The sequence below is a fragment of the Geobacillus sp. YHL genome, assembly GCF_022341265.1.
GTDB lineage: Bacteria > Bacillota > Bacilli > Bacillales > Anoxybacillaceae > Geobacillus > Geobacillus thermoleovorans.
Map to the genome: position 1 here is coordinate 59,170 of NZ_JAEIGB010000010.1, position 25,859 is coordinate 85,028.

25 protein-coding genes and 2 pseudogenes are annotated in these 25,859 nt (G+C 55.2%); 23 read left to right on the top strand and 4 right to left on the bottom strand.

All coding sequences use genetic code 11. The annotated features are described in order from the left end of the window. Positions 1-230: 230 nt before the first annotated feature. The 15 genes and pseudogenes from JCR24_RS10660 to thiE all read left to right on the top strand — a co-directional run bounded on the left by JCR24_RS10660 (position 231) and on the right by thiE (position 15,863). Positions 231-1,751 carry an NAD(P)H-hydrate dehydratase gene (locus JCR24_RS10660; RefSeq protein ID WP_238980598.1) on the top strand — a complete coding sequence of 507 codons (1,521 nt, stop codon included), beginning with the start codon at positions 231-233 and terminating at the stop codon, positions 1,749-1,751. 574 nt (positions 1,752-2,325) lie between these two features. After that, the gene (locus JCR24_RS10665; RefSeq protein WP_047818269.1) at positions 2,326-2,769 is read left to right on the top strand and encodes a GNAT family N-acetyltransferase; all 444 of its coding nucleotides are present in this window, start codon (positions 2,326-2,328) and stop codon (positions 2,767-2,769) included. 131 nt (positions 2,770-2,900) lie between these two features. Beyond that, positions 2,901-3,656: an IclR family transcriptional regulator gene (locus JCR24_RS10670; RefSeq protein WP_033017487.1), complete on the top strand. Its 756-nt coding sequence runs from the start codon at positions 2,901-2,903 to the stop codon at positions 3,654-3,656. Beyond that, positions 3,647-4,339, top strand: a complete 693-nt coding sequence (gene pxpB, locus JCR24_RS10675) for a 5-oxoprolinase subunit PxpB (protein WP_174704286.1) — start codon at positions 3,647-3,649, stop codon at positions 4,337-4,339. Before JCR24_RS10670 ends, pxpB begins: the two co-directional genes overlap by 10 nt. Continuing rightward, positions 4,332-5,303, top strand: a complete 972-nt coding sequence (locus JCR24_RS10680; RefSeq protein WP_238980599.1) for a 5-oxoprolinase subunit C family protein — start codon at positions 4,332-4,334, stop codon at positions 5,301-5,303. The genes pxpB and JCR24_RS10680 overlap by 8 nt, the downstream gene beginning before the upstream one ends. Further along, the gene (locus JCR24_RS10685) at positions 5,300-6,055 is read left to right on the top strand and encodes a 5-oxoprolinase subunit PxpA (protein ID WP_033015378.1); all 756 of its coding nucleotides are present in this window, start codon (positions 5,300-5,302) and stop codon (positions 6,053-6,055) included. Before JCR24_RS10680 ends, JCR24_RS10685 begins: the two co-directional genes overlap by 4 nt. A gap of 11 nt (positions 6,056-6,066) precedes the next feature. Continuing rightward, a pseudogene (locus JCR24_RS10690) lies at positions 6,067-6,375 on the top strand (hypothetical protein); the annotation flags it as partial. Positions 6,376-6,603: 228 nt separating this feature from the next. Continuing rightward, a complete protein-coding gene (locus JCR24_RS10695; RefSeq protein ID WP_190305216.1) occupies positions 6,604-7,440 on the top strand; it encodes an HAD family hydrolase in 837 nt (278 codons plus the stop codon). Between the two features lie 204 nt (positions 7,441-7,644). Then, positions 7,645-9,327 (top strand): long-chain fatty acid--CoA ligase, encoded by a 1,683-nt coding sequence (locus JCR24_RS10700; RefSeq protein WP_238980600.1) that lies wholly within the window; start codon positions 7,645-7,647, stop codon positions 9,325-9,327. Further along, a complete protein-coding gene (locus JCR24_RS10705; protein ID WP_021322572.1) occupies positions 9,327-10,307 on the top strand; it encodes a phosphotriesterase family protein in 981 nt (326 codons plus the stop codon). The genes JCR24_RS10700 and JCR24_RS10705 overlap by 1 nt, the downstream gene beginning before the upstream one ends. 380 nt (positions 10,308-10,687) lie before the next feature. Beyond that, positions 10,688-12,367, top strand: a complete 1,680-nt coding sequence (locus tag JCR24_RS10710) for a DUF6044 family protein (RefSeq protein WP_238980601.1) — start codon at positions 10,688-10,690, stop codon at positions 12,365-12,367. 1 nt (position 12,368) lies between these two features. Then, on the top strand, positions 12,369-13,391 hold the full coding sequence (locus JCR24_RS10715; protein WP_053413476.1) for a glycosyltransferase family 2 protein: 1,023 nt from the start codon (positions 12,369-12,371) through the stop codon (positions 13,389-13,391). A 172-nt stretch (positions 13,392-13,563) separates the two neighbouring features. Next, positions 13,564-14,373 carry a hydroxyethylthiazole kinase gene (gene thiM, locus JCR24_RS10720; protein ID WP_238980602.1) on the top strand — a complete coding sequence of 270 codons (810 nt, stop codon included), beginning with the start codon at positions 13,564-13,566 and terminating at the stop codon, positions 14,371-14,373. An 18-nt stretch (positions 14,374-14,391) separates the two neighbouring features. After that, positions 14,392-15,192 (top strand): bifunctional hydroxymethylpyrimidine kinase/phosphomethylpyrimidine kinase, encoded by an 801-nt coding sequence (gene thiD / locus JCR24_RS10725; protein ID WP_011231006.1) that lies wholly within the window; start codon positions 14,392-14,394, stop codon positions 15,190-15,192. Between the two features lie 5 nt (positions 15,193-15,197). Next, positions 15,198-15,863 carry a thiamine phosphate synthase gene (thiE, locus tag JCR24_RS10730; RefSeq protein WP_238980603.1) on the top strand — a complete coding sequence of 222 codons (666 nt, stop codon included), beginning with the start codon at positions 15,198-15,200 and terminating at the stop codon, positions 15,861-15,863. 187 nt (positions 15,864-16,050) lie between these two features. Here thiE and JCR24_RS10735 read toward each other — a convergent pair whose 3' ends face one another. After that, complete coding sequence (locus tag JCR24_RS10735; protein ID WP_013523631.1) at positions 16,051-17,046, bottom strand: acyltransferase family protein; 996 nt, start codon at positions 17,044-17,046, stop codon at positions 16,051-16,053. A 124-nt stretch (positions 17,047-17,170) separates the two neighbouring features. On the opposite strand from JCR24_RS10735, the gene JCR24_RS10740 reads away from it, so the two are divergent. The 4 genes from JCR24_RS10740 to JCR24_RS10755 all read left to right on the top strand — a co-directional run bounded on the left by JCR24_RS10740 (position 17,171) and on the right by JCR24_RS10755 (position 18,534). Next, positions 17,171-17,332, top strand: a complete 162-nt coding sequence (locus JCR24_RS10740) for a hypothetical protein (RefSeq protein ID WP_227456639.1) — start codon at positions 17,171-17,173, stop codon at positions 17,330-17,332. After that, the gene (locus JCR24_RS10745) at positions 17,333-17,512 is read left to right on the top strand and encodes an H-type small acid-soluble spore protein (RefSeq protein ID WP_011231010.1); all 180 of its coding nucleotides are present in this window, start codon (positions 17,333-17,335) and stop codon (positions 17,510-17,512) included. A gap of 108 nt (positions 17,513-17,620) precedes the next feature. Next, on the top strand, positions 17,621-17,791 hold the full coding sequence (locus JCR24_RS10750; RefSeq protein ID WP_011231011.1) for a twin-arginine translocase TatA/TatE family subunit: 171 nt from the start codon (positions 17,621-17,623) through the stop codon (positions 17,789-17,791). 167 nt (positions 17,792-17,958) lie between these two features. Then, complete coding sequence (locus JCR24_RS10755; protein ID WP_033025253.1) at positions 17,959-18,534, top strand: YitT family protein; 576 nt, start codon at positions 17,959-17,961, stop codon at positions 18,532-18,534. Positions 18,535-18,731: 197 nt separating this feature from the next. Here the strand turns inward: JCR24_RS10755 and JCR24_RS10760 are convergent, their stop codons facing one another. Next, entirely contained in the window at positions 18,732-20,093 is a 1,362-nt protein-coding gene (locus JCR24_RS10760) for a S8 family peptidase (protein WP_238980604.1), read from the bottom strand. A 476-nt stretch (positions 20,094-20,569) separates the two neighbouring features. Here JCR24_RS10760 and JCR24_RS10765 point away from each other — a divergent pair. Together JCR24_RS10765 and JCR24_RS10770 are read left to right on the top strand one after the other, a co-directional pair. Next, positions 20,570-21,295: pseudogene (locus JCR24_RS10765) on the top strand (electron transport protein); the annotation flags it as partial. A 102-nt stretch (positions 21,296-21,397) separates the two neighbouring features. Then, the gene (locus tag JCR24_RS10770; protein ID WP_164977981.1) at positions 21,398-21,538 is read left to right on the top strand and encodes a hypothetical protein; all 141 of its coding nucleotides are present in this window, start codon (positions 21,398-21,400) and stop codon (positions 21,536-21,538) included. Positions 21,539-21,612: 74 nt separating this feature from the next. Here the strand turns inward: JCR24_RS10770 and JCR24_RS10775 are convergent, their stop codons facing one another. Beyond that, positions 21,613-21,969 (bottom strand): hypothetical protein, encoded by a 357-nt coding sequence (locus tag JCR24_RS10775; protein WP_033025256.1) that lies wholly within the window; start codon positions 21,967-21,969, stop codon positions 21,613-21,615. Between the two features lie 44 nt (positions 21,970-22,013). Beyond that, a complete protein-coding gene (locus tag JCR24_RS10780; protein WP_238980605.1) occupies positions 22,014-23,117 on the bottom strand; it encodes a sensor histidine kinase in 1,104 nt (367 codons plus the stop codon). Between the two features lie 225 nt (positions 23,118-23,342). Here JCR24_RS10780 and cysK point away from each other — a divergent pair, with 225 nt between their 5' ends. Together cysK and JCR24_RS10790 are read left to right on the top strand one after the other, a co-directional pair. Next, positions 23,343-24,266 (top strand): cysteine synthase A, encoded by a 924-nt coding sequence (gene cysK / locus JCR24_RS10785; protein ID WP_033025319.1) that lies wholly within the window; start codon positions 23,343-23,345, stop codon positions 24,264-24,266. Positions 24,267-24,697: 431 nt separating this feature from the next. Then, positions 24,698-25,819, top strand: a complete 1,122-nt coding sequence (locus JCR24_RS10790) for an AbrB family transcriptional regulator (protein WP_369793562.1) — start codon at positions 24,698-24,700, stop codon at positions 25,817-25,819. The last annotated feature ends 40 nt before the right edge of the window (positions 25,820-25,859 follow it).

Below are 25,859 nucleotides of genomic sequence, written 5' to 3' on the forward strand. Positions count from 1 at the left end.
TACTTTCTACTATACTGCTTTTCCCGATTGATCGTCTACAAAAAGAAACACCCGCCGCCCGCAAGGCGGCAGATGTTGGTGAGATTTGAATTTGTCCGAGTCAATGCCCATCGGGGCGGTCGGTGCAACGATGGCCTCTAAAAGATCTAAGTGGTATTCTTTTGTGAAGTTTCCTGGTAAAATTGTACAATTTATATGTATGGGAAGAACAATCGAAAGGGGCAACGTATATGATTCCGATCGTAACGGCTGAGGAAATGTACGCCATTGACCGGGAAGTGGCAGAACGGATCGGCATCAGCGCTGACTCGTTGATGGAAAACGCCGGACAGGCGCTGTTTTGGGCGCTGAAGAAGCGGATTCCGCCCGCTGCCAAGGTGGCGGTGCTCGCGGGCACGGGCAACAACGGCGGCGATGGGTTCGTCATCGCGCGCATGTTGAAAAGTTATGGCTATGAAACCGATGTCTGGCTCGTTCCGCCAAAGGAAAAGGTGAAAGGGGCGGCGCGCACGGCGCTTGAGGTGTACGAGCGGTCCGGTTATGCATGGATCGCTTATGAAGGAAAAGAGCGGGAGTTGGCGGCGCTCTTGCCGCATTATGACATCATCATTGACGCCTTGCTTGGCATCGGCGTCAAAGGGGACGTACGTCCGCCATATAAGGAAATCATCGAGCAAGTGAACCGTTCGCCGGCGGTCGTTTATGCGATTGACGTGCCGAGCGGGGTGCCGGCGGACGGTGGGGAAGCCGGCATGGCGGTCCGCGCTGATGCGACACTGACGGTGCAATGCCCGAAACTTGGGGCGTATACGTTCCCGGCGGCCGATTATTACGGAGAAATCGCTGTTGTCGATATCGGCATCCCGCCGCTAGCGGTGCAGGCGAAGGCGGCTGCTCGGTTTTTGTGGGAAAAGAGCGATGTGGTGCGGACGATGCCGAAGCGAACACGGTCATCTCATAAAGGAACGTACGGCAAGTTGCTCATCGTCGGCGGGTCCAAGGCGATGGCCGGAGCGGTGACGCTCGCCGCCAAAGCGGCGCTGCGAAGCGGGGCCGGACTTGTGACCATGGCGGTTCCGGAAACGGTGTACGAGGCGGTTGCCAACCGCGTGCCGGAGGCGATGTGTCGATTATGGCCGGCCGAGGGCGGCGCGTTTGCCGGCGCGGCCGATTGGGATGGGCTTGAGATCGATGCGATCGCTGTCGGCCCAGGGATGGGCCGGACGGAAGGGGTTCGCCGCTTGGTCAATGAGCTTGTGCGCCAGCCGGTGCCGCTTGTCATCGACGCCGATGCCTTGTTTTTTTGGGGCGATTACGCCGAGCTGGTGCGCGAACGGAGCGCGCCGACGGTGATCACGCCGCATCCGGGGGAAATGGCGCGCCTCCTTCGCCGCCCGGTCAGCGAGGTGGAACGCGACCGGTTTGGCGTGTCGAAGCGGCTGGCGATGGAATATGGCGTGTATGTCGTGTTGAAAGGGCCGTATACGATTGTGACGGCGCCGGATGGATCGCAATATGTCAACACGACCGGCAACCCGGCTTTGGCGAAAGGCGGGAGCGGCGACGTGTTGACGGGCATCGTGGCGGCGTTTTTGCTGCAGCACGAGGCGGTGCAGCCGGCGGTGAGCAATGCGGTGTTCGTGCATGGAAAGGCTGCTGATTGGCTTGTTCAACACGGTCATTCGTCCTGGGATGTATTGGCGTCGGACGTTGTGGATGCCTTGCCGGCTGTGCTCACTTCGCTGACGTGATCAACCGGCCCATTGAAAGGGACAATGGGGGATGAACACGATTCCTGCCGGTTTGCGATGACCGGCTGGCGTATGGGCTGTATGAAATAGCCCCTTACACCGCCGGCATTTGCGAATTCTCGATCCCATTTTCAACTTCCCTCCGAAAGAAGTCTCCTACTTCTAAACGTGAAGGTGCGCCAGCACCAGTGAAAGTGGGAGATGAATGTCGGTTGGCGTTAGCCAACGAATAGGATAGAATATGGCTAGAACGGACACCTTCGGAACGAAGGGAAGCGTAAAGGGTTCTTGTGTGTGGCTTACCGTTCAGCGAACACACACAAGTCGCTTGAAGCCCCCACCTCTAAGTGAAGCGTAGGTGGTGGGTAGTTCACCGCTGAAGCCGTATTTGCGCCTGCGGCTGTAATGGTTGGTTTATCAGCCGACATTCAGCTTCCGCTGATCGCTGGGCTGCGACCTTTACGCGTTTGAAGCGAGAGTCTTCTTTCGAAACGATGATCAACGTTGCGGAAAGGAGGCAGTTCCATTTTTAGATAAATATTGATATCATGAATGTAGAAATAGAAGAAGGGAGATGGGAATCGTGCTGCGATTCGTTTGGCTTGAAACGGAGGAAGAAGTGAGAAGCGCCTTTCCGGTGATGCGTGAGCTGCGCACCCATTTGGATGAGGAAACCTACACGGCGCTCGTGCGAGAAGCGCAAGAACAAGAAGGGTATCAGCTTGTGGCGTTATATGATCAGGACAAAATGGTTGCGGTTGTCGGATTCATGCCGATGATCACGCTCTATAACGGCCGCTTTATTTGGGTGTGCGATTTGGTTACCGCTTCGAGCGAACGTTCGAAAGGATATGGAAAGGCGTTGTTGTCCTATGTGCACGAGTGGGCGAGGGAGCACGGCTACGGGATTGTTTCGCTGTCGTCCGGCCTGCAACGGATAGACGCCCATCGCTTTTATGAGGAAAAAATGGAATATGCAAAAGTCAGTTATGTGTTTTCAAAACGCTTATCGAGTTGAATCCAACGGCGTCTGTTCAGCAGACGCTTTTCATTTTGGGGGTGGAAAATTGTCCTACTTTTCATTATAATAAGAATATATAGTCCGTATTTTGGAATTAATATTCTGATATTCGGAATTGAGGGGCAATGATGAACAAAACGGTGTTAAAAACAAAAGAACTGCTTGATTTGTTTCTCGACTGCGAACGGTTGACTTTGCCAGAGATGGTCGAACGGCTTCAGATGCCGAAAACATCGGTATACCGGATGGCGCAGTCGCTTGTCGCGCTTGGCTTTTTGCAAAAGCGGGGCGATCACTATGAACTCGGTTTGGCATTGTTGACGTTTGGGTCGCTCGTTGCCGAGCGGCTCGATATTCGTCGGGTGGCGCTGCCGGTGATGGAGCGGCTGAAAGAAGCGACGAACGAAGCGGTGAATCTTGTCATCCGCGACGGTGATGAGGCGCTCTATATTGAAAAAGTCGAGACGTCCGAGCCGGTGCGCGTCTATACGAAAGTCGGCCGGCGCGCGCCGCTGTACGCCGGCGCGTGCCCGCGCGCTTTGCTGGCCTTTATGGACGAAAAAGAGCAAGCACGCTATTTGGAACGAACAAAACTTGTCAAAATCGCCAAAAATACCGTAACGGACAAGCAGGCGTTGCGTCGGCAGTTGGAAGAAGATCGGAAACGGGGCTATACGGTCAGCTATTCTGAGCTGGAAAACTATTCGGCGGCTGTGGCTGTGCCGATTTTTAACCATGAAGGCGCGGCCATCGCCGGGCTGAGTGTCGCCGGCCCGGAACAGCGTTTTTTGCCGGATGATGTGGCGCGCATCGTTCCGTTGCTTCGGCAGGCGGCGATGGAGATTTCACGTGAACTTGGTTTTCAAGGAAAGGGATGGAAATGAACTATACGCTGTTTCCGTTATGTGAATATGCAGTGACCGTCCGGTTTGCCGATTATATCGATGAGACCGTAAATGATATCGTTCATGAGACAGCGGTTCGCCTAAAGAGAGAACGAAAAGAAGGGGTCAACGAAATTGTGCCGGCGTTTTCATCGCTTACCGTGTATTACGACCCGCTGGCGATTGGTTATGCGGACGTATGTCGGTGGCTGCGCGAAAAGGTCGAGTCGTCTGGACAGACGGAACGGCCTTTGGCGCGAACGGTTGTTATTCCTGTCTGCTATGGCGGTGAATTTGGGCCGGACTTACCAGAGGTCGCCCGCTTTCACGGGATATCGGAAGATGAGGTGGTTACGCTTCATTCGGCCGGCCGCTACCGTGTCTATATGATCGGGTTTTCGCCCGGGTTTGCGTATTTGGGGGGCTTGTCGCCGCGTTTGTCCACACCGAGGCGGGCGGTGCCGCGCACAAAAGTGCCCGCCGGTTCGGTCGGCATCGCCGGCGGGCAGACGGGCGTCTATCCGCTGGCGACGCCGGGCGGCTGGCAGCTGATCGGCCGGACGCCGCTCCGCGTATTTGACCCGCACCGGAAGGAGCCGAGCTTGCTTTCCGCCGGTGACATTGTTGAATTTCGGCCGATTGGCGCCGATGAATTTGCACGTTGGAGAGATGAACATGATTGAAGTCATGGAGGGCGGATTTTTTACGACCGTTCAAGACAGCGGGCGTTTCGGCTACCGGCATGCCGGGGTGCCGGTGGGCGGGGCGATGGACGCGTGGGCGTACCGCCTTGCCAATGCGCTTGCCGGCAACCATGGCGATGAGGCGGTGCTCGAGGCGACGATGGCCGGGCCGACGATTCGGTTTCACGCCGAAACGGTGATCGCCATATGCGGCGGCGAGTTCTCATGCGCGCTGAACGGGCAGCCGTTGGCGCTTTGGAAGCCGGCGGCCGTCAAGCCGGGCGATGTGTTGGAAATCGGGGCATGTCGAGTGGGATGGAGAGCGTATATGGCCGTAGCAGGTGGCATTGATGTTCCGCCTGTGATGGGCAGCCGTTCAACGTACGTCCCGGCGCAGCTTGGCGGTGTATCGGGCCGGCCGTTGCGGCGCGGGGATGTGTTGAAGATTGGGACGGCCGCTCTCATTTTCCCTTCAAAGCCGCTGCATTGGGGGCTCTCCCGGTTGGCCAGCCGCTATATCGGCGGAAAAACGAAAACGGTGCGCGCTGTCCCTGGTCCGGAATATGACGAGTTTACGCCGGACAGCCGCACTCAGTTGTTTGCCGCCTTCTATGAGGTGACGCCCCAATCCGACCGGATCGGCTATCGGCTTTCCGGCCCAACGTTGGCGCTTGTGCGCGAGCGGGAAATGGTCTCGGAAGCGGTCGTCTTCGGCACTGTGCAAGTGCCATCGTCCGGCCAACCGATCGTGTTGATGGCCGACAGCCAGACGACGGGCGGCTACCCGCGCATCGCCCAAGTGGCAGCGGTCGATTTGCCTTTGTTGGCGCAGGCGCGTCCCGGCGACCGTATCCAGTTTCGACCGATCGCGCCTGAGGAAGCGGTGCAGCTTTATATCGAACAACAGCGGCGGCTGGATCGGTGGATTGCCGCCATTCGCCGCCAATGGGGGGAAGAATCATGACGGTCATTGATCTCAATTGCGATTTTGGCGAAAGTTTTGGTGCATACGAGCTTGGACAGAAAGAAATATTGTTATACGTTACGTCTGTCAACATCGCCTGCGGGTTTCACGCCGGCGATCCGCTCGTCATGCGGCGGACGGTGCAGCTCGCCATCCAGCATGGCGTTGCCATCGGCGCCCACCCCGGTCTTCCTGATTTGCTCGGATTTGGGCGGCGGGCGATGGCGGTTTCGCCCGAAGAAGTGTATGCGTACGTTGTTTACCAGATCGGCGCACTTGCAGCCTTTGTCAAGGCGGAAGGCGGCGTGATGACGCATGTGAAGCCGCACGGCGCCTTGTACAATATGGCGGCGAAAGACGCGGCGTTGGCCGAAGCGATCGCCAAAGCGGTGCGCGATGTCGACCCGTCGCTTGTCTTGTATGGTTTGTCGGGGAGCGAGCTCATCCGCGCGGGCCGCGCTTATGGCTTGCGAACCGCGAGCGAAGTGTTCGCCGACCGGACGTATCAGGCGGATGGTTCGCTCACTCCAAGAAGTGATGCACGTGCCATCATTGTGGATGAAAATGAGGCGGTCCGCCAAGTGCTTCGCATGGTTGGCGAACAGCGCGTCCGCTCATTGCAAGGGACGGACGTGACGATTGAAGCCGACACCGTCTGCCTGCATGGCGACAATGAGCAGGCGGTGCGATTTGCCAAGCGGTTGTATGAAGCGTTGCAGCAAGAAGGCATTGCCATTCAGGCGCTGCGATAAGAAGAGAGACAATGCATAAGAATGAAAGCCGATTAAGCGTGTTGATCGGGGCCGTTTTTTGATGGCGACATCGGCCATCGCTCTCGGGTTTTTGACGCAGACGACGGTGTTTACGGCCCAACTGGCGGCGAGCTTCCGGGTTCGTTATATTGCTTTTCATTTTGTTTGACATCGGCGCCCAGGCGAACATTTGGCGCATTATTGCGGTGTCTGAGCGGAGGGCGCAAGACATTGCCAACGCGGTGCTTCCCGGCCTTGGCTATATCTTCGCGATTATCCTGCTTCTTGGCGGGCTGCCGTTTAACATCGGCAACACCGCTGACGTAAAGCGTCCGAAGCAGCAAAAGCTGTTTAGGGCGCTGTTTTCATTTGAGGCGGTTTGCTGCGTTCTCGGCAAAGTGGACAGCCATTTTCCAAGCAAGCGGATCATCCCCGCGCTTGCGTCCTGAAGCCATTGGAACGGTTTCCATCATTTGCACTTTTCTTCTCTCATCTTGTAAGATAAAGAAGGCGCAAAACAGGGCGCCGGGCAGGAAAGGAGAGCGAACATGAACGGAGCAGACATCAAAGCGATCGTCTTTGATTTAGATGGAACGCTGTACGAGGAAACAGAGCATTTTGACTATTACGCCGAACAGGTGGCTAAGCGGCTGAAGACAGCGGACCGGCCGCGGTTTTGGGACGACTACCGGGCGGTGCTGGCCGGGCGCCATCCGCTTCGCATCGGCACGGTGTACGATACAAAGGAAGATTTGATTTTGCAGCTTGAAGAAGGAGATGTTCGCGAAGTGCGCCGTTGGAGCGGCGAGCTGTTGCCGGCAGCCGACGTCAAAGCGGCCTACCCTGGGCCGGTGGCGATCGATTTGGATCGGTTTTTCAGCATCGGCGACCTTTGGTGGGTGCCGAGCTCGATTGGCCGCCATTACGGATTGGCCAATGCGGATACATATGCGGCGTTTTTGGAGACGCGCGAATGGATGATGGGGACGGAATTCCAGATGAATGGAGCGCCGGGGCTGGCTGAGACGCTTGCCCAGCTGCGTGAAAAAGCGGCGCTCGTGTTGATGACGAACAGCCCGGAGCCGGACAGCGAAGCGATTTTGCGGAAACTCGGCCTTGCTGGTTTGTTCGACGAGAAAATTTTTCAGGCGGCCAAGCCAATCAAAACAGCCGCCCATTTAGCGGCGATCCGGGCGCGTTTTGGCGTCGACTATCAGCAAATGCTCTGCGTCGGCGACAACATCGGCAATGACATCGCGCCGGCCCGCCGGCTCGGCTGCCGAACGATGTTGATTGACGCGTACGGTTTGGCGAAGCCGGGTGATGCCGACGTCATCGTCGCCTCCACGTCAGCGTGTGTGCCGGTGCTGCGCCGCCTGCTGTAGGCGGCGCATACCATTTTGTTTCAACTATTCAGAATATTATTGAAATAAAAGGTGGAAGCATGTACAATGAAAAGTGTACATGCTAGCCAGACAATCAACGGTATGAATCGAAAGGCTTGGGCATATGGATGTTATTGCAACCGCTTTCTTTTGGGCGGTGGCTGCCGATTTGCAAAGCAGACAAAAAGAGGGGGGAACGGTTGGATGAATACGAGACATTACCCGTATTGGCCGAAACGGCTCTCAAAAACGCTGGCTGTGCCGGAGACGACGCTGGTCGACCATTTGGAAACAACGGCGAAGCGCTATCCGAACAAAACGGCGATTTACTATTACGGAGCGGCTTATTCGTACAAACAGCTGCTCGATGAAGTGAACGCGTTGGCCGGCTATTTGCAGCAAAAGCTGTCCGTCAAACCGGGCGACCGCGTTCTATTGTACATGCAAAATTCTCCGCAGTTTGTCATCTCCTACTATGCCATTTTGCGCGCTGAAGCGATCGTCGTGCCGATCAATCCGATGAACACCTCAGAGGAGCTTTCCTTTTACGTCAATGATTGCGAAACGAGAGTCGCCATCGTTGGGCAGGAGCTGCTTGACAAAGCGGCCCCGCTCCTTGGACGAACGGCGTTGGAACAAATCATCGTCGCCGCTTATTCTGATTATGCTTCCGATGAATCGCCGGTTTCGCTTCCGGCTGAAGTGGCGGCGCCGCGGCGGGCCATTGGGGATGAGCGCATTCTTTTATGGGCGGACTGCCTCGGCGCCCAATTGCCGCCGCTTCCATACAACGGCCATGTTGATGACATCGCCGTCTTGCCATACACATCCGGGACGACCGGGGTGCCAAAAGGCTGCATCCACCCGCACCGGACGGTGAACGCCAACATCGTCGGCGCCTACCACTGGGGCGATGTGACGAGCGATTCGGTCGCGTTGGCGACGCTGCCGTTTTTCCATGTCACGGGGATGGTCCATAGCATGCATACGCCGATTTTCGCCGGCGCCGCCATGGTGTTGATGACGCGCTGGGATCGGGACGCGGCCGCCCGGCTGATTGAATTGCACCGCTGCACGCATTGGGTGAACATCAGCACGATGCTGATCGACTTTTTGGCCAACCCGGCGCTTGGCCGGTATGACATTTCCTCGCTTTCGAGCATTTCCGGCGGCGGAGCGGCGCTTCCGGAAGCGGTCGGGGAAAAATTGTTCCAGCTCACCGGCGTCCGTTATTTTGAAGGCTACGGGCTGACGGAGACGATTTCGCAGACGCATTTCAATCCGCCGGACCGGCCGAAATTGCAATGTCTCGGCGTTCCGTCGTTTGACGTCGACGCGCGCATCATTGACCCGGCGACGGGGCGGGAGCTTGGCGTCGGCGAAGTCGGGGAGATCATCGTTTGTGGCCCGCAAGTGTTCCGCGGCTATTACCGGCGTGAAAAAGAAACGGAAGAAGCGTTCATCGAGCTCGACGGCAAGCGGTTTTTCCGCACCGGCGACATCGGGCGGATGGATGAGGAAGGCTACTTTTTCATCGTCGACCGCGTCAAACGGATGATCAACGCTTCTGGATACAAAGTGTGGCCGACCGAAGTCGAGTCGCTTTTGTACAAACATCCGGCTGTTCAGCAGGCGTGCGTTGTCGGCGTGCCGGATCCGCGCCGCGGCGAAACGGTGAAGGCGTTTATCGTCCTTCATGACGAGTATGTCGGCAAAGTAACGGAAGAAGAGATCATTGAATGGTCCAAGACGCAAATGGCGGCGTACAAATATCCGCGCCTCGTTGAATTCCGCTCATCGCTGCCGATGACGTCAAGCGGCAAGCTGCTTTGGCGGAAACTGCAGGAAGAGGAGTATGAAAAAGCGGGGAAAGGGGTGAACAACTGATGGCGGAGATGGTAGAAACGGTATGCGGGCCGGTGCCGGTGGAACAGCTTGGCAAAACGCTCATCCACGAGCATTTCCTCTTCGGCTATCCAGGGTTTCAAGGCGATGTGACGCGCGGCACGTTCCGTGAAGACGAGGCGCTTCGCGTCGCAGTCGAGGCGGCGGAAAAGATGAAGCGGCACGGCATTCAAACGGTTGTCGATCCGACGCCGAACGATTGCGGGCGCAACCCGGCGTTTTTGCGGCGCGTCGCTGAAGAGACGGGGCTGAACATTATTTGCGCCACCGGCTATTATTATGAAGGGGAAGGGGCGCCGCCGTACTTCCAATTCCGCCGGCTTCTCGGAACAGCAGAAGATGACATTTACGACATGTTTATGGCCGAGCTGACCGAGGGCATTGCCGATACCGGAATCAAGGCGGGTGTCATCAAGCTCGCCTCGAGCAAAGGGCGCATCACCGAGTACGAAAAGATGTTCTTCCGCGCCGCCGCCCGCGCGCAAAAAGAGACGGGCGCGGTCATCATCACCCATACGCAAGAAGGAACGATGGGGCCGGAACAAGCCGCCTATTTGCTTGAGCACGGCGCCGATCCGAAAAAAATTGTCATCGGCCATATGTGCGGCAACACGGACCCGGACTATCATCGAAAGACGCTTGCTTACGGCGTTTACATTGCGTTTGACCGCTTCGGCATCCAAGGGATGGTCGGCGCGCCGACTGATGAGGAGCGGGTGCGGACGCTCCTTGCTCTGCTCCGCGATGGGTACGAGAAACAAATTATGCTGTCGCATGACACTGTCAACGTTTGGCTCGGTCGTCCGTTTACGCTGCCGGAACCGTTTGCGGAAATGATGAAAAATTGGCATGTCGAGCATTTGTTTGTGAACATCATCCCCGCGCTGAAAAATGAAGGAATCCGCGACGAAGTGCTTGAGCAAATGTTCATCGGCAATCCGGCGGCGCTGTTCTCGGCTTGACGCCGTTTGTAAGGTCGGTAAAAACCGCGCTTTCTGCAAAATCGTTGTTGCGAACGCGCGGAAAAGCGGTTGTTGATCATCCTAAACCGAGAAGACCCCACACTTCCACGCGTGAGCGTAGGTGGAGAGCGTTCAAGAGCGAAATCTCCATGGTCCGAGCGTTTTTTTCGTTCCATCACCAGCTTTTTTGGGCAACGTTGTGTTGCCTGCAAAAGGCTGTTCAAAAGGTGAATAGAAAACCGCCGTCATCAGGCTTCAATTGGCCGACGGCGGTTTTTTTGTTTGGACAGGGGTCCGTTTTTTTCCATTCTCATGAATAATTTTCCTGTTGGGTTGAACAATAAGGAAAGACATGAGTAAAAGCGAAAGGGGGAGAAAAGGTGCCGTCCATCGAAAAGAGACTCCTGCTCTTCTCTTTCGTTGCCATCGCCTTGTACGTGTCGCCGTACTTTGTGCTCGGTGAAGATGCGCATATGCGCGTTCATGACAATTTGGATTCGAACATCGCCTGGTATAAGGTGCTCACTCGAAGCGGTGAGCTGTTTGGACCGGTCGATGGCATCATCCCGCAAATCATCAACGGACTGCCGCGCAACGCGTTCGGCACAGAATTCAGCGGCATCGTCTGGCTTCACGCTTTGTTTCCATCCATTTACGCCTATGGGCTCAGTCAAGCCGCAACCCGCGTATTGGCGTTCATCGGCATGTATTTGCTGCTGCGAAAACATGTGCTGCCGGGCGAGCGCTGGGGATGGATTCGCATCGGCTCTTCGTTGACGTTTGCCTTGACGCCGTTTTGGCCATCGGGAATGTTAAGTACGCTCGGGATGCCGCTTGCGCTTTGGGCGTTTTTAAACATTCGGGGCGGCGAGCGTTCATGGGTGAACTGGGCGGTGTTGACGCTTTTGCCGCTCTATTCGAGCTTCGTGCTTGGATTTTTCTTTTTCTTGAGCGCGCTTGGGATTTGGTGGCTCATTGATGTCATCCGCGGCAAGGGTTGGAATTGGCGGTTTTTGGCGGCCATCGTCTATATGACGATGCTCTATTTGGCGGTCGATTACCGGCTTGTCCATTCGCTCTTGTTTTCCAATGAGCCGACAAGCCGCGACGAATATTTCCACGCCCGTCTGCCGCTTTGGCGCGTCATCCGGCTGACGTTCAAAAACTATGTGCTCGGCCATACCCACGTCATGACCGTGCATGGGCTCGTCATTTTACCGGTGACGCTCGTTGCCTTGTACATTGTATGGAAGCGGAAAAGCTGGCGGCGGGAGAAACTGTTTTTGATTTTGCACGGGTTGAACTTCGCGCTGTCGACATGGTATGCGTTTTGGTTTTACAAAGGATGGCTGCCGCTCACCGAACGGTTTGATTTGCTCGATAAGTTCAATTTCGCCCGCTACCATTTTTTGCGGCCAATGGTGATTTACGTCTTGTTTGCACTGGCGCTGAAAATTTTTTGGCAGGAAGGCCGAAGGTGGCGGGCGGTCGGTGCGGCGGCCATTGTCTTGCAGCTTGTCGTGCTTGCTTTATGCAATGAGGAAATCGTCTACCGCGACAAGCCGTCGTTTCGCGAGTTTTACGCGGAAAAGCAGTTTGCCGCCATTCGCCGCTATATCGGCCGCCCGGTGCATACATACCGTGTCGCCAGCATCGGCATCCACCCGGCGATCGCTCAATACAACGGCTTTTACACACTCGATACGTACAACAACTTTTATCCGCTCGAATACAAGCATCGGTTTCGCCGCATCATCGCCAAGGAGCTTGCGAAAAACAAAAAACTGCGCGAGTATTTCGATGAATGGGGCGGGCGCTGCTATTTGTTCGTCGATGAGCTCGGCAAGCGGTATATGTTTCAGAAAAACTCGAAGCGGACGATTCGCAGCTTGGAATTGAACACAAACGTGTTTTATAACATGGGCGGGCGCTACATTTTTTCAGCGCTGCCGATTGAAAATGCCGACGAAAACGCCTTGCGCCTTGAGCGGGTGTTCCGTTCCAAAGAGTCCGCGTGGACCATCTATTTATACAAAGTCGTGCCGGAGGGAGGAAGGTAACATGTTCGAACCGACGTTGGCTATTGTTGTGCCGTGTTACAACGAAGAAGAGGTGCTGCCGGAGACGATCCGCCGCTTACGGGAGTTGCGCGAACAATTGATTGAAGAGCAGCTCATTTCATCCAACAGCGCGCTTTTGTTCGTCGATGACGGCAGCTGTGATGACACATGGAAGATCATATACAAAGCGAGTTTGCGTCACCCGGAAGTGAAAGGGCTGAAACTGGCGCATAACGCCGGCCACCAAAACGCGCTGCTTGCTGGGCTGTTCGCCGCGAAAAGGCATGCCGATTGCCTCATTTCGATCGACGCCGATTTGCAAGATGATGTAGCGGCGATTCGGGAATTTGTGCAAAAGTTTCGCGAAGGCTATGACATCGTCTACGGCGTGCGCCGGCGGCGCGATGCCGATACATGGTTCAAGCGCCATACGGCGCAAGGGTTTTATCGGTTGATGAAGGCGTTTGGCGTCGATCTCGTTTACAATCACGCCGACTATCGCCTTATGAGCCGGCGCGCTGTGGACGCGCTTGAACAGTTCGGGGAAGTGAACTTGTTTTTGCGCGGCATCGTTCCACTTTTGGGCTTTCGGTCGGCGACGGTTTATTATGACCGAAAAGAGCGGCTGGCCGGGAAAACGAAATATCCGCTGAAAAAAATGATCGCCTTTGCGCTTGACGGCGTGACGTCGTTCAGCGTCACCCCGATCCGTTTCATTTCGCTCGTTGGGTTTCTCTCGTTTGTCGTCAGCTTGATGTTTGGCGCCTATTTTCTTTTCCTCAAATGGGTCGGGCATACGGAAACGGGTTGGACGTCGCTCATTACGTCCATTTGGCTGTTAGGGGGCTTGCAGCTGATGGCGCTCGGGCTGATTGGTGAATATATTGGAAAAATTTACAAAGAAACAAAACGGCGGCCGCGCTATATCATCGATTTGGATTTGTGGAATTGGCCGCTGCCGCAGCGGCTGTCGCCGGCGGCGCCGTCCGAAGAGGGAGGGGCGGCCGAATGGACGCGTTCGTAATGGAACAAAAAGGGAGGTGCGCTTTGGCGGCCGCCTTTTTTCTTTGTCTTGCAATTCAAAAAAAGAAAGAGTAGACTGATGGATGGGGAGAATGGATCATTCTATTGGCCGAAAGTACGGCGAAAGCCAGTGTATGGCCGGCGAAAGGGCTTGGAAAGGGGAGAAACCGGAAATGGCCAATTGGCATGAATGGGCGGAACTGCTCGAGCGGGTAAGAGAGGAGAATCCGCTCGTCCATAATATCACGAATGTCGTTGTGACGAATTGGACGGCGAATGGATTGCTTGCGCTTGGCGCTTCACCGGTGATGGCGTATGCGAAAGAGGAAGTGGGCGAGATGGCGAAGCTCGCTGGAGCGCTTGTCCTCAATATTGGGACGTTGAATGACAAAGAGGTGGAAGCGATGCTTGTCGCCGGCCAGGCAGCCAATGAAGCCGGCGTGCCGGTCATTTTCGACCCGGTCGGGGCCGGGGCCACGCGCTACCGGACGGAGACGGCGCGCCGCATCGCGGAACAAGTCAAGCTTGCCGTGATCCGTGGCAATGCGGCGGAGATCGCCAATATGATTGGTGAGGCGTGGACGATTAAAGGAGTCGATGCCGGCGGCGGCAGCGGCGATCGAGTGGCGTTGGCCAAACGGGCGGCGGAGCAGCTCGGCGCCGTTGTCGCGATTACTGGAAAAGAGGACGTCGTTGCGGACGGACAGACGACGTATCTTATTCAGAACGGCCATCCGTTGTTGACGAAAGTGACCGGAGCGGGCTGCTTGCTGACATCGGTCATCGGAGCGTTTGCGGCCGTTGAGCGCGATGCGGCGGCAGCGGCGGTGGCCGCGCTTGTGTATTACGGCGTCGCAGCGGAGCAGGCGGTGGCCAAAGCCGGGGAGCGCGGACCGGGCAGCTTCCAGACGGCGTTTTTGGACGCGTTGGCGTATACAAGCGTCGATGATGTCAAACGGCATGGCCGGGTGGAACAACGGTAAAAGGGGAGGAGAAACACGATGGTGTACAAAGCGTTGACGATTGCCGGGTCGGACAGCGGCGGCGGCGCCGGCATTCAGGCTGACTTGAAAACGTTCCAGGAGCTCGGCGTCTTTGGCATGTCAGCGATCACGGCGGTGACGGCGCAAAACACCCTTGGCGTGCAAGGAGTCTATCCGCTCTCGGCGGAAGCAGTCGCCGCCCAGATCGAATCGGTGGCCGCCGATTTAGGCGCGGATGCGGTGAAAACCGGCATGCTCTTTAGTGCCGAGATCATTCGTACGGTTGCTGAACAAGTGAAAAAACATAAATGGGAGCGGCTGGTCGTCGACCCGGTGATGATCGCCAAAGGCGGCGCTCCGCTGTTGCAAGAGGAAGCGGTGGCCGCGCTGAAAGAAGAGCTGCTGCCGATGGCGCTTGTCATTACACCGAACATTCCAGAAGCGGAAGCGTTGACAGGCGTTGTCATCCGCACGATGGATGACCGCCGCGAAGCCGCGCGCCTCCTCCACCGGATGGGCGCCCGCTATGTCGTCGTGAAAGGCGGCCATGACGATGATGGCGAAGAAACCGTCGACTTGCTGTATAACGGCAGCGAATTTTCCTATTTTAAAAGCAAGCGAATTGACACGCGCCATACGCACGGAACCGGGTGTACATTTGCCGCGGCGATCGCCGCTGAGCTGGCGAAAGGGCGGCATCCTGTCGACGCTGTCGCGACGGCGAAGGCGTTTGTGCAATCGGCGATTGCCCACCCGCTCGGCATCGGCCAAGGCCATGGGCCGACGAACCATTGGGCGTACCGCCAATATGGAGAGTGAGAACGATGGTGCGCATCGCGAGCGGCGAAATGAAGGAGCGGCTGGCTGTTTACTTCATTATGGGAAGCCAAAACAGCGAACGTCCGGCCGCCGATGTGCTGAAAGAAGCGCTTGACGGCGGTGTGACGTTGTTTCAATTCCGCGAAAAAGGGCCGGGCGCTTTAAAAGGGGCGGACAAAGAGGCGCTCGCCCGGCAGCTGCAGCGCCTTTGCCGCGCTTATGGGGTGCCGTTTATCGTCAACGATGACGTCGAGCTGGCCCTCGCCATTGATGCCGACGGCGTCCATGTCGGTCAAGACGATGAGGACGCGCGGCGCGTGCGGGAAAAAATCGGCGATAAAATTTTGGGCGTCTCAGCGCACAACGTCGAAGAAGCGATGGCGGCCGTTGAGGCGGGCGCCGATTACCTCGGCGTCGGCCCGATTTACCCGACCAGTTCGAAAGAGGATGCAAAGGAAGCGCAAGGACCGGATGTTCTCCGCCGCTTGCGCGAAGCCGGCATCACCATTCCAATCGTCGCCATTGGCGGCATTACGGCTGCGAACGCCAAAACCGTTGTGGAAGCCGGGGCGGATGGAGTATCCGTCATCAGCGCCATCGCTTCGGCTCCGTCGCCAAAGGCGACGGCCGCCGCCTTAGCGGAAGCGGTGCGGGCAGCTCGCACGCGCTGAATGAAAAAGTCGGTTTCCACTTGTAGGCAAAGCGCCATAACATAAATGGAAAAAGGGGCTGACCCAAAAGGCTGTCTGCCTTCAGGATAGACACAAAATATAGTGCGAAAGAAGAGGTCAGTACGTATATATAGAGACGAAAGAGGGTGTCCCGATCCTTTTGGGACACCCCCTTCTTTTTTGACTGCTAGGTCGTTGTCTGCCGCCAGTTCGGCCATCGCCATTCCAACAGCGGCCGCACGAGCCGGACGACCGGCTTGCTTCCAAGGATGAGCATCATGGCAACCGACAGTGCAAGCAGAAGCGGATAGCCGTGCACATCCATAATAAAGTCTGGGAATGGCGTCTCGTGCAAATATTTTAAAATAAACCCGTGCAAGATATAGATGTAAAACGTGCGCGCCCCGAGCACGGAAAAGGAGAAGCGACGGCTCGGGATGAGCGACAGAAAGCCAAACATCATGAGCAGGCTCGCCCCATAAATGGCGAGGCGGCTCGCAATGCCGGCTGGTTCCGAGACGCCGAGCGTATCGTACGATTTCGAGCCGTACAGCCAATCTTGCGGCAAATCCGGAAACCCGAAATGGATGACGAAAAACATGCTAACAAGCACAAATAGCGAAACGAGGCGCACTGGGGCGGCAAACAAGCGCTCGATCGCCGACTTTTGAAAGAAAAATCCAAGCAAAAAGAACGGGAAAAACGTGAGCGTCCGCGACAAGCTCAGCCATTTTTCCGCTTCCATCATGCCGCCGGTCAAGCCGAGAAGAAGCGCCATCGGCAATGCGATCCGCTTTGGCAGCCGGCCGAACCATAACAGCAGCACGTTCCAGCTAAACAGGCTGAGCAAAAACCATAAACTCCAATGCGGGGTCAATAAGTCAAGTTCCAGCGACTGTTTGTCATACAGGAAGAAATAGTAGATCGAATACAGCAGCTGGAACAGAACGTACGGGATGAGCAATTTTTTCGTGATTTTTTGCAAGTAGCCGTGCTCATGGAATTTTTTGGCGAAATAGCCGGAAATGAAAATGAACGCTGGCATGTGGAAAAAGAAAATCCACGTATACAAGCTGTGCACCCATAAGACGCCGTCAATGTACGGGCGTAGAAAGTGGCCAAACACGACGAGGAGCATGAGCGCGCATTTCGCGTTGTCAAAATAATAGTCCCGCTCCTTCATAGTGTTTCCTCCTTTCTATACACACCAATTCGAATCATACTCCTTCTTTTTGAGGGAGTCAACGCAGAAACGAAGCGATGGGATGTCCGCTGTCATCAGTTTGCCAAAGAAAGGGGATGATTCGGTGAAAAACGATCGGCACGAAATGGGCGATATGACGCAGTTGCTTGAAATCATCAACGCCAAAGGAGACGAAGGCGAGCTTCATGAGATCGTCTGCAGCGACGAGTTGTTTTGGAAAAGCTTGCGGGCGCAGGCGGAGGACAGTGCGAAAGGAGGGGAGTAGATGGAACTGTTGCGGGCGAAGCGAATGGCTGAAGCTGGGGAGATCGTTCCGGTGATGTATAAAGGGAAACAAGTGGTGATTCAGCACGTCGATGATGAGCGCGAAATGGCTCGCGTTTATTTCACCGATGAGCCGGAACACGAACAAGACGTACCGGTGCGACTGCTTGAGGAACAATGAGAGATGTGCAAATTGTCGCCGTTTTGTCAAGGGAAAGACGATGACACCGTCCGTTCTTCTATGGTATAATGATTCAAGAAACGACGCTTGAACATTGGAGTGACAAACATGAACATCGGCTTTGGAGAAATTGCGCTCATCGTCTTTTTCGCTTTGCTCATTTTCGGACCGAAAAAGCTGCCGGAGTTAGGACAAGCGGCCGGGAAAACGCTGCGCGAATTTAAGAATGCGACAAAAGGCATCATCGACGATGACGAGACGACAAAAGCGCAAAAATAAGAGGTTGGGCATAGAGGCCTGGCCTCTTATTTTTGTATTTCGTCCGTGACTAGCCATTTCCTCCGCGATGCGGCAAAAAAGAGACAAGCTCTGTCAAGGGGCGCTATATACATATATATGGAGGCATGTTGGCTCGTTGGGATAAGCCGTGGCGGAGGGGTTTCGTGATGATCAAAAAAATGGCGGCGGTGATTGTCGGCAGTCTGCTTCTTGGCGTTGGCATCAACGTCTTTTTAGTCCCTCACCATTTGCTTGATGGGGGGATGATCGGGCTCGGGCTGATCGCCAAATACGTGTGGCACGTTCAGGCTGGGTTGACGATGATCGTCTTAAGCGTTCCGCTTTATGCAGCCGCATGGTTTTACTACCGCCCGTTTTTTTACAACAGCTTGCACGGACTTTTATTTTCCTCATGGATGATTGACGTATTGTCCGTTTTGCGCGGCGTGGTGGTGTTGGATTCGCTTTTGAGCGCGGTCATCGGCGGGGTGCTGGTCGGCGCGGGCATCGGCTTGATGCTGCGCGAGGAGACGAGCACGGGCGGGACCGACCTGCTCGCCCAGTTTATCGCTAGATGGACGAACTGGAACGTCGGGATCATCATTTTTGTCATTGACGCCTGCATTATTTCAGCTGGGAGCATGATCATCGACTCAGTGCCGTTTGTCCACTCGCTTGTCGTTGTCACGGTCGTCGGGGCGGTGACGACGATGTTGACGCGCGAAAAAACGATGGGGGTATAGCCCGAATCCCCATCGTTTTTCGTTTCAGCAGATAGGCGCTCCTCTATGGGAATGCGGCACCGAAGGCGCCGTTTCCGGCTGTTTGCTGATTGATGCTGTGGGGGAGTTTTAACATCGTTCGCACAGGAGATGAGAATTTTGTCCGTTTGACCTTTCCCAGCGACGAGTTCCCCAATCATTGGCGGAAGGAGCATCGGTTATCGCTTAGCCAGCTCGAGCGCGCGGTAGACGTTAATCAGCCCATAGCCGTAATACGGATCTTTTCCTCTCTCTCCCAAATCGTCAGCGCTTTCGAGAATAATGTCGCGCACTTCATCGTTCGAAAGCCGCGGGTTGACGGAGCGGATCAAAGCGGCGAGCGCGGTGACGTGCGGCGCGGCCATCGACGTGCCGGAAAGGGCGGCGTACCGGTGGCCGGCAAACGTACTGGCAATGTTCGTTCCAGGCGCGACGACATCCACATAGTCGCCGTAGTTGGAATAAAGCGCATAGGAAAGATCCGGGTTGACAGCGCCAACACTGATCACTTCTGGATAAGCGGCTGGGAAGCTCGCCTGCGACGTGCTGTCGTTGCCGGAAGCGGCGACAAGCACGACATCATGGGCGTCGGCGTAGCGGATCGCTTCCTCAAGCACCGAGGACGGTTGGTAGTTGCCAAGGCTTAAATTGATGACCTTTGCCCCGTGGTCGACCGCCCAGCGGATTCCTTTCGCTACATCAATGCTCGTTCCATAGCCGTCCGCATTTAATGCTTTGACGGCCATGATCGGGTTGAACCATGTTATGCCGGCGACTCCTTCGCCGTTGTTCGGCTGTGAGGCGATAATGCCAGCGACATGGGTGCCATGGCCGTTTTCGTCATTCGGAGAGCGGTCGTCGGCCAATACGTTATATCCGGGCAGAAGGCGGCGGGTTAAATCGGGATGGGTCAAATCGACTCCGCTGTCGATGATGGCGACAGGCACATTCCGCTTGCCGCGCGACAGCGTCCAGCCGTCTTCGGTATGAATGGCCGGCAAGTTCCACTGGTAGCGGGCGTAAAACGAATCGTTCGGCACCGGCGCCGGCTTGTTCCACTCATTTTGCATGTAAATGTAGTGCGGTTCGCAATAATCAACCGTTGGAAGAGAGCGGAAATAGCGGCGCATTTCCTCATACGTTTGCTCGCGCGAGCGGAATACAAACACGTGGTCGACCTGCTTGATGAACTGGCCGGCGATGGCTGCCTCCATTTGTTGAAGACGGCTTTCCGATGGCAATGCCCGAAAGCGGACCACGATCTCATTGGCGAAATAATGGCTTCGGTCACCGCGGCGATTATGGAGGATTTCCCGAATGCGCGGGTGCTTGTTCAACTGCTGTTTCAGCTGCTCGCCTGCGCTTAAGCTGTCTAAGGCGACAACGGTTGGATGGGTGGGTGCGACCTCGGCGTCAAACGGCTTCAGCCGCGGTGGAGCCGGGGCGTTTTCTTCTGGAGCCGGTCGCCCCAAGACGGCTGCGGCAACGAGTAGAGCAACAACCGCGCTGGCCGCGGCCCATATTCGGTATCGGCGTTTCACGCTGTTCACCTCCTTTGTTGTTAGGATGGGCGATTGACGGACAAATCATGAAAAATGGGATTCACCTTTTGCCATGGTGAAATCCCATTTTCTTCTTCAGCGGCCGACCGATTGCATACAGATGCAATTTGAAGTTTTCACATTTGCGGCTTTTGCCGAGCATTTGATCGACTGTCGGGAGACCGAACAACGCCGCTTTCAGCCTCATGTATGGGTCTAGGAAGCGGGTGGTTGTTCAGTCTTCCGCCACGCCAAGGCGTGACGGGGGCAAGCCTGTGGCTTGCCCTCGACAGTCGAAAAATAGATAAGCGGCTTTTCTGTCCAAGATATGTTAAACGTTTTGATTGCATCTAGTGTGCTAAGCGTTACTGTTCTCCTTCTCTTAGCCGCCGGCGCCGTTCTTCTTTTGCGCCGGGGCGAGTATGCGTTTGTGCCGGATGGGAGCGATATTGCGCCGTATGAAGCGAGCAAACAGAGATGGGTTGATCGTCAGCGAGCCGGGTTATCGGTTCAATGAGCAAAACAATGCCGTAGCCGCTTGGCAAAATACGCTCAATCCTCCGCCGCCAAATGAACGGATCAGCGAGGAGCGGGCGGCGAGAGGAAGAGAGGTGTTTGTCCGCGCCGGCTGCATCCGCTGCCATGCCGGGGCGTATTTGACGAACAACCGCGTCGTGGCGGCGAATGTCATCGGCACGGAACCGTCACGGGCGAAAGCACTGAAAAAGACAGAAAAAGTGTTCGGAGAGGCCGTGTTGTACGCTCCGGATACGCCGGTCCCGATCCCAAAGGGGGCGAAAGTATTGAACGTGCCGACGAACCGTTTAGATCCAAAACAACTCAGGCTTGCCTTCGCCCACGGTGATTCGCCGGGCGGGTATAAAGTGCCGAGCCTCATCGGCCTGGCGTGGAGTGCGCCGTATTTGCACGACGGCGGCGTGGCGGTTGGGCCGAACGGTGAGCTCGGGCTTTCGGGCACCGTTCAAAAAGGCATCGCCCCTGATGCGCGCAACAGTCTGCGGGCGCTGATCGACCGGACGTGGCGCGGCCGCGTCATTGCCGCGAATGCCGCCGTTCCAGCTCTAAAGTCGGTGCATGTGACCGGCGCCGGGCACCGGTATTGGATCGACCATCAAGCCGGGTTTACGAAGGAAGAGCAAGAGGCGGTATTGGACTATTTGTTGTCGCTCACGTCGCACTGATCGCATCGAGCGTCGTTTATTCTGTGCTCATGCCGCTGGGAATAGTTCCCTTGCAACGCTGTTATAAGACGGCTCACACTAATAGGCAAGGGAGGGAAAGCGATGAGCGAAACATGTTTTTACTGTCAGTGCGAGTGCGATGACAAGGTGCATTACGTATCGTTCCATACGAATGGCGAAGAACACGAAGAAACGCTTTGTCCGGAATGTTACCAAGAATGGCTGCAGGGCATGAAAGGTTGACCTTTCTTCCTGCTTTCATTTCGCTCGGAAGCGGGGCTTTTTCGCGAAATGATGATGAAAAAACCGCACCGTGGTCAAACTGGTGCGGTTTTTTGGGACAGCGGCGGAGTGGCGATGATGTCCGCCAAATCGCCGTCTTCGTCATAGGCGCGGTAGACAGCGGCTTTCGTACGCGGAGCATGGACCGATAAAAAGAGAATGCGCTCCTTGCCTTCACGGGCGACTTTCGTTTCCATTTTCAATGACACTCCGTTTATCGTGAGCGAGTAGAACCGGTACGTCAAGCCAAGCCATGTGCGTTCTTGTCGAACGGTATCCGGATGATGGCGGATGAACGCAGCGAGCTCGGCGAACGAATGCATCTCCCGCTCGAGCCATTCGCGGATGGCACTTGCCGCCTGCTCCAACCAGCCTTTCCAAAACGTTTTCATCGGCATCACCTTTTTTCATCCATCATGCCCATTTCCGCTGTTCATTATGCAGGGAGGCGGATGGAAAACGTCGTCATGTCTTCATCGGATAAACAGCGGATATCTCCGCCATGGTCTTCAATCACTTTTTTGCAAATGTACAGGCCGATGCCGGTTCCGAGTTTTTTTGTCGTAAAAAACGGCTCGAAAATCGTTTCCACAATGTCGGCCGGAATGGACGGACCGTTGTTGGCGATTTCGATGATGATGCTTCCGTCTTGGCAACGGGCGGCGATGTTGATCCGCCGCGGTTTTTCCCTCTCTTTCACCGCTTCGATCGAGTTGAGCAAAATGTTTACCAGCACCTGGCGCAGCTGATCTTTATAGGCAAATATATGTATGGATTCATCGATCGCCACCGAAAGGTCGACATCGCTGTCGACGATCGTGGCGTATAAAAACTCGATAATTTCCTCCAACAACTGGTACAGCGAAAACGTTTCTTTTTCGCTTTCAACAATTTCTTTGCGTGAGGCATGCAAAAATTGCGAAATGCGAAATTTCAGCTGCTGCAACTCATGGTCGATAATGTCTAAATAAGGAAGATGCGGATGCTCAAACTTCAATAATTGAATAAAACCAATAATAGCCGTAAGCGGATTGCGAAACTCATGGACAAAACTCGATGACATTTGCCCAAGCAGCGTCAGCCGGTCTTGATGCGATCTGGCAATGAGCGCGTTTTTTTCATGCAGTTCTTTTTCCTTTAACTCATTGTATTTTGTGATGACATGAAACAGAAATTGGTCAAACAGCTCGTTCAAATGGTCGATGAGCGGGGACAGCTCGTCGACCGACAGCGGCGCGGCGAGCGCGTGGTTGATGACGAGCCGCCTCCCAAGGTTGACGTTGTAGACGAGAGCTCCGATGCCGACATTCATTTCCGCACGTTCTTTCGCGATTTTGTTGGCTAACCGTTCGACCGTCTCGCTAGATAGCGACCGCAACAGCGCTTCTTTGACCAGCTCAAACACTGCTAAGCCGTTTTGTTCGACATGATCGATGTATTTGTCATCGTCGGCAATTTTCATATGTTGCCGCCAATAGGCGAGAAAGTTCGGCAAATGGGCTTCTAAATGGGTGACGAGCTGCTGTGCCGCAGATGCCAAAAAAGCCACCTCGCTTTCCATCGTTTATTTTTTAATTATAAGGGGGAATATCGGACTAGAACAGAGGAAAAATCGCAATCGATCCGGCTAAATGAACGTCCTTTTGCGAAAAGCGATCCAAAAACGCCTGGTGCTGCGGACCGGACAGACTGTTTGAATGAAAAAGGAAAAATCATTTATAATGAATGGGACGAACAAATATTTTGCAAAAGGTTGGGGACGATCGTGAAATTGTATGACTCGATTTTAGATTTGATCGGCGGCACGCCGATTGTCAAGTTGCGCCGCCTTCCTGATCCAAACGGGGCAGAGGTATACATAAAGCTCGAATCGTTCAACCCAGGCGGAAGCGTCAAAGATCGGCCCGCTTGGGAAATGATCCGACGCGCGGAGGCGGAAGGGAAAATTACACCGGGAAAAAGCACGATCATCGAACCGACGTCCGGCAACACCGGCATCGGCCTGGCCATGGTGTGCGCCGCCAGGGGGTATCGCTGCATCATTACGATGCCCGACAATGCGACGGTCGAACGGGTGAAAATTTTAAAGGCGTACGGAGCCAAAGTCTATTTGACGCCGGCGGAGAAGCGGATGCAAGGGGCGATCGATGAGGCAAACCGGCTTGCTAGCGAAATCCCTGACAGCTTTATTCCGATGCAGTTTGAAAATCCGGCCAATCCGGATGCACACCGGCATACAACAGCGGTGGAAATTTATGAAGCATTTGATGGACGGCTCGATGCGTTCGTGTTAACCGCCGGCACCGGCGGGACGGTGACCGGAACAGGGGAGGAGCTGAAAAAACGCATCCCGAATTTGCGCATTTACGTCGTTGAACCGTACGGTTCGCCTGTGTTGTCGGGCGGCAAGCCGGGGCCGCACAAAATTCCCGGCACGGGTCCGGGGTTTATCCCGAAAATTTTAAATCGCTCGATTTATGATGACATTTTTTTGATCAAAGATGAGGATGCCCAACAGATGGCGCGCGAACTGGCGGCGAAGGAAGGCATTTTGGTCGGCGCTTCGGCCGCTGCCAGTGCCTATTACGCCATCAAAGTGGCGAAACAGCTCCCCAAAGGCGCCCGCGTCCTTTGCATGGCGCCCGATTCCGGCGAGCGGTATTTGTCATCCGATTTATTCGCTGATTAAGCGGACGTCGATCGACGAAAAAAGCGAGGATTTCTTGCCTTTCATGGGAAGGGAAGCATTCCTCTCTGCAAAACGAAGAGGAATGCTTTTGTTTAATCGTTCCTAGGAACTGTCCGATGGATTGAAGTCAGCGAATATTTATGCAAAATCTTCCGTTTTATACGATTGGAACATTTGTTTATTTCACTATTTTGGAATCCGCCAAAATGGTTTCGTCGGGCAGACTTCTAGGTTGCAGAAAGAGGATAATAGAGCAACAGTTGTCGCCCCTTTTTTCCTTCGCGCCGCCGTCCGCTGTCGATAAAACCGGCAGTCAAGTACAATCGCTGCGCTGTCAAGTTTTGTTCATTGACAGCAAGCACAATTTCGTTGATGTAAGGTGGAGAGGAAGTGTTCGCTTGGCTTTGGAAAGACAACAAGGGCGGAACAGCATGGCGCGCATCGCGTTGACGCTGGTGATCGCGGCGCTCGGCGGCTTCATTTTCGCCTTGTTTGGCGTTCCGCTCCATTGGATGCTCGGTCCAGCAGCTGCGTTGCTTTTGGTTGGTCGTTTTTTGAAGGGAAAGTTGTATTGGCCGGTCGGCATTCGCAACGCTGCGCTCATTCCGATCGGCTATACGCTAGGGACATCGATGACGGCAGGAACGCTTGTGGAGATGGGCCGACAATTGCCGGCGATGTTGCTGGCGACGGTGTTGATTTTGTTGTTTAGCTTCCTTGTTTCTTGCCTTGTCGCGAGATGGACAAGGATTCCGCTCCGTTCGGTTGTCACCGGCAGCATCCCCGGCGGATTGTCGCAAATGCTTGTGTTGGGCGAGGAGCTCGACGGTGTCGATGCAACGATTGTCACGTTTTTTCAAGTGATGCGCCTGATGGGCGTCGTGTTTCTCGTCCCGCTTATCGCCTTAAGCCCGTTCTTTTCCGGCGGCGCTGAGGCGGGGACGGGCGCAGAATGCGGACAAGGGGCGCATTGGAGCGTCGGTCTTGTTTGGCTGTATTTGATCGTCACGGTTGCCAGCGCGATCATCGGAAGGCGCATCAAACTGCCGACTGCCTATTTGCTTGGCCCGATCATCGGAACATCGGCTCTGGTCATTGCCGGGACACCGGCGCCCCATTTGCCAGCTCCTTTGTTAGATATCGCGCAAATCGCGATGGGCGCTTATCTAGGCTTAATGCTGAAACCGGCTCGCATCGCGGAAAAGGGAAGAGCCGTGCTGGCGGCTGTGGTTACCGGTCTTGCGCTCATTTTGTTTTCCATGGCTTCGGCATTTGTCTTAACGGCTCTGCATGGCGTGCCGTATTTGACAGCGTTCATCGCCTTGGCGCCGGGGGGCATGGATCAAATGGGAATTTTGGCGCGGGAAGCGCATGCCGACCTTGCCGTTGTGACAAGTTATCAAATGTTCCGCATTTTTTTCATTTTGCTTGTCGTTCCACCGGTGCTGAAAAAACTGTTTGCCGCCCGCTGGTTTCGATGGATCGAACGATGGGCCATACATCATGGTGGACGGTCCATGCAGTCTGCGTCAATCAAAAAGAAAGGGCTGTGACAAGAAACAAATATATGCTAAACTAGAAAGAAAAAGGAGG

Coding starts and splice junctions, on each gene's coding strand:
- JCR24_RS10685 (WP_033015378.1), top strand. CDS start 5,300: ATGACGGTCATTGATCTCAATTGCGATTTTGGCGAAAGTTTTGGTGCA.
- JCR24_RS10775 (WP_033025256.1), bottom strand. CDS start 21,969: ATGAAAACGTTTTGGAAAGGCTGGTTGGAGCAGGCGGCAAGTGCCATC.
- JCR24_RS10755 (WP_033025253.1), top strand. CDS start 17,959: ATGATCAAAAAAATGGCGGCGGTGATTGTCGGCAGTCTGCTTCTTGGC.
- JCR24_RS10735 (WP_013523631.1), bottom strand. CDS start 17,046: ATGAAGGAGCGGGACTATTATTTTGACAACGCGAAATGCGCGCTCATG.
- JCR24_RS10665 (WP_047818269.1), top strand. CDS start 2,326: ATGGGAATCGTGCTGCGATTCGTTTGGCTTGAAACGGAGGAAGAAGTG.
- JCR24_RS10705 (WP_021322572.1), top strand. CDS start 9,327: ATGGCGGAGATGGTAGAAACGGTATGCGGGCCGGTGCCGGTGGAACAG.
- JCR24_RS10715 (WP_053413476.1), top strand. CDS start 12,369: ATGTTCGAACCGACGTTGGCTATTGTTGTGCCGTGTTACAACGAAGAA.
- JCR24_RS10670 (WP_033017487.1), top strand. CDS start 2,901: ATGAACAAAACGGTGTTAAAAACAAAAGAACTGCTTGATTTGTTTCTC.
- thiM (WP_238980602.1), top strand. CDS start 13,564: ATGGCCAATTGGCATGAATGGGCGGAACTGCTCGAGCGGGTAAGAGAG.
- thiD (WP_011231006.1), top strand. CDS start 14,392: ATGGTGTACAAAGCGTTGACGATTGCCGGGTCGGACAGCGGCGGCGGC.
- JCR24_RS10770 (WP_164977981.1), top strand. CDS start 21,398: ATGAGCGAAACATGTTTTTACTGTCAGTGCGAGTGCGATGACAAGGTG.
- JCR24_RS10745 (WP_011231010.1), top strand. CDS start 17,333: ATGGAACTGTTGCGGGCGAAGCGAATGGCTGAAGCTGGGGAGATCGTT.
- JCR24_RS10700 (WP_238980600.1), top strand. CDS start 7,645: ATGAATACGAGACATTACCCGTATTGGCCGAAACGGCTCTCAAAAACG.
- pxpB (WP_174704286.1), top strand. CDS start 3,647: ATGGAAATGAACTATACGCTGTTTCCGTTATGTGAATATGCAGTGACC.
- JCR24_RS10695 (WP_190305216.1), top strand. CDS start 6,604: ATGAACGGAGCAGACATCAAAGCGATCGTCTTTGATTTAGATGGAACG.
- JCR24_RS10750 (WP_011231011.1), top strand. CDS start 17,621: ATGAACATCGGCTTTGGAGAAATTGCGCTCATCGTCTTTTTCGCTTTG.
- JCR24_RS10680 (WP_238980599.1), top strand. CDS start 4,332: ATGATTGAAGTCATGGAGGGCGGATTTTTTACGACCGTTCAAGACAGC.
- thiE (WP_238980603.1), top strand. CDS start 15,198: ATGGTGCGCATCGCGAGCGGCGAAATGAAGGAGCGGCTGGCTGTTTAC.
- JCR24_RS10790 (WP_369793562.1), top strand. CDS start 24,698: ATGGCGCGCATCGCGTTGACGCTGGTGATCGCGGCGCTCGGCGGCTTC.
- JCR24_RS10660 (WP_238980598.1), top strand. CDS start 231: ATGATTCCGATCGTAACGGCTGAGGAAATGTACGCCATTGACCGGGAA.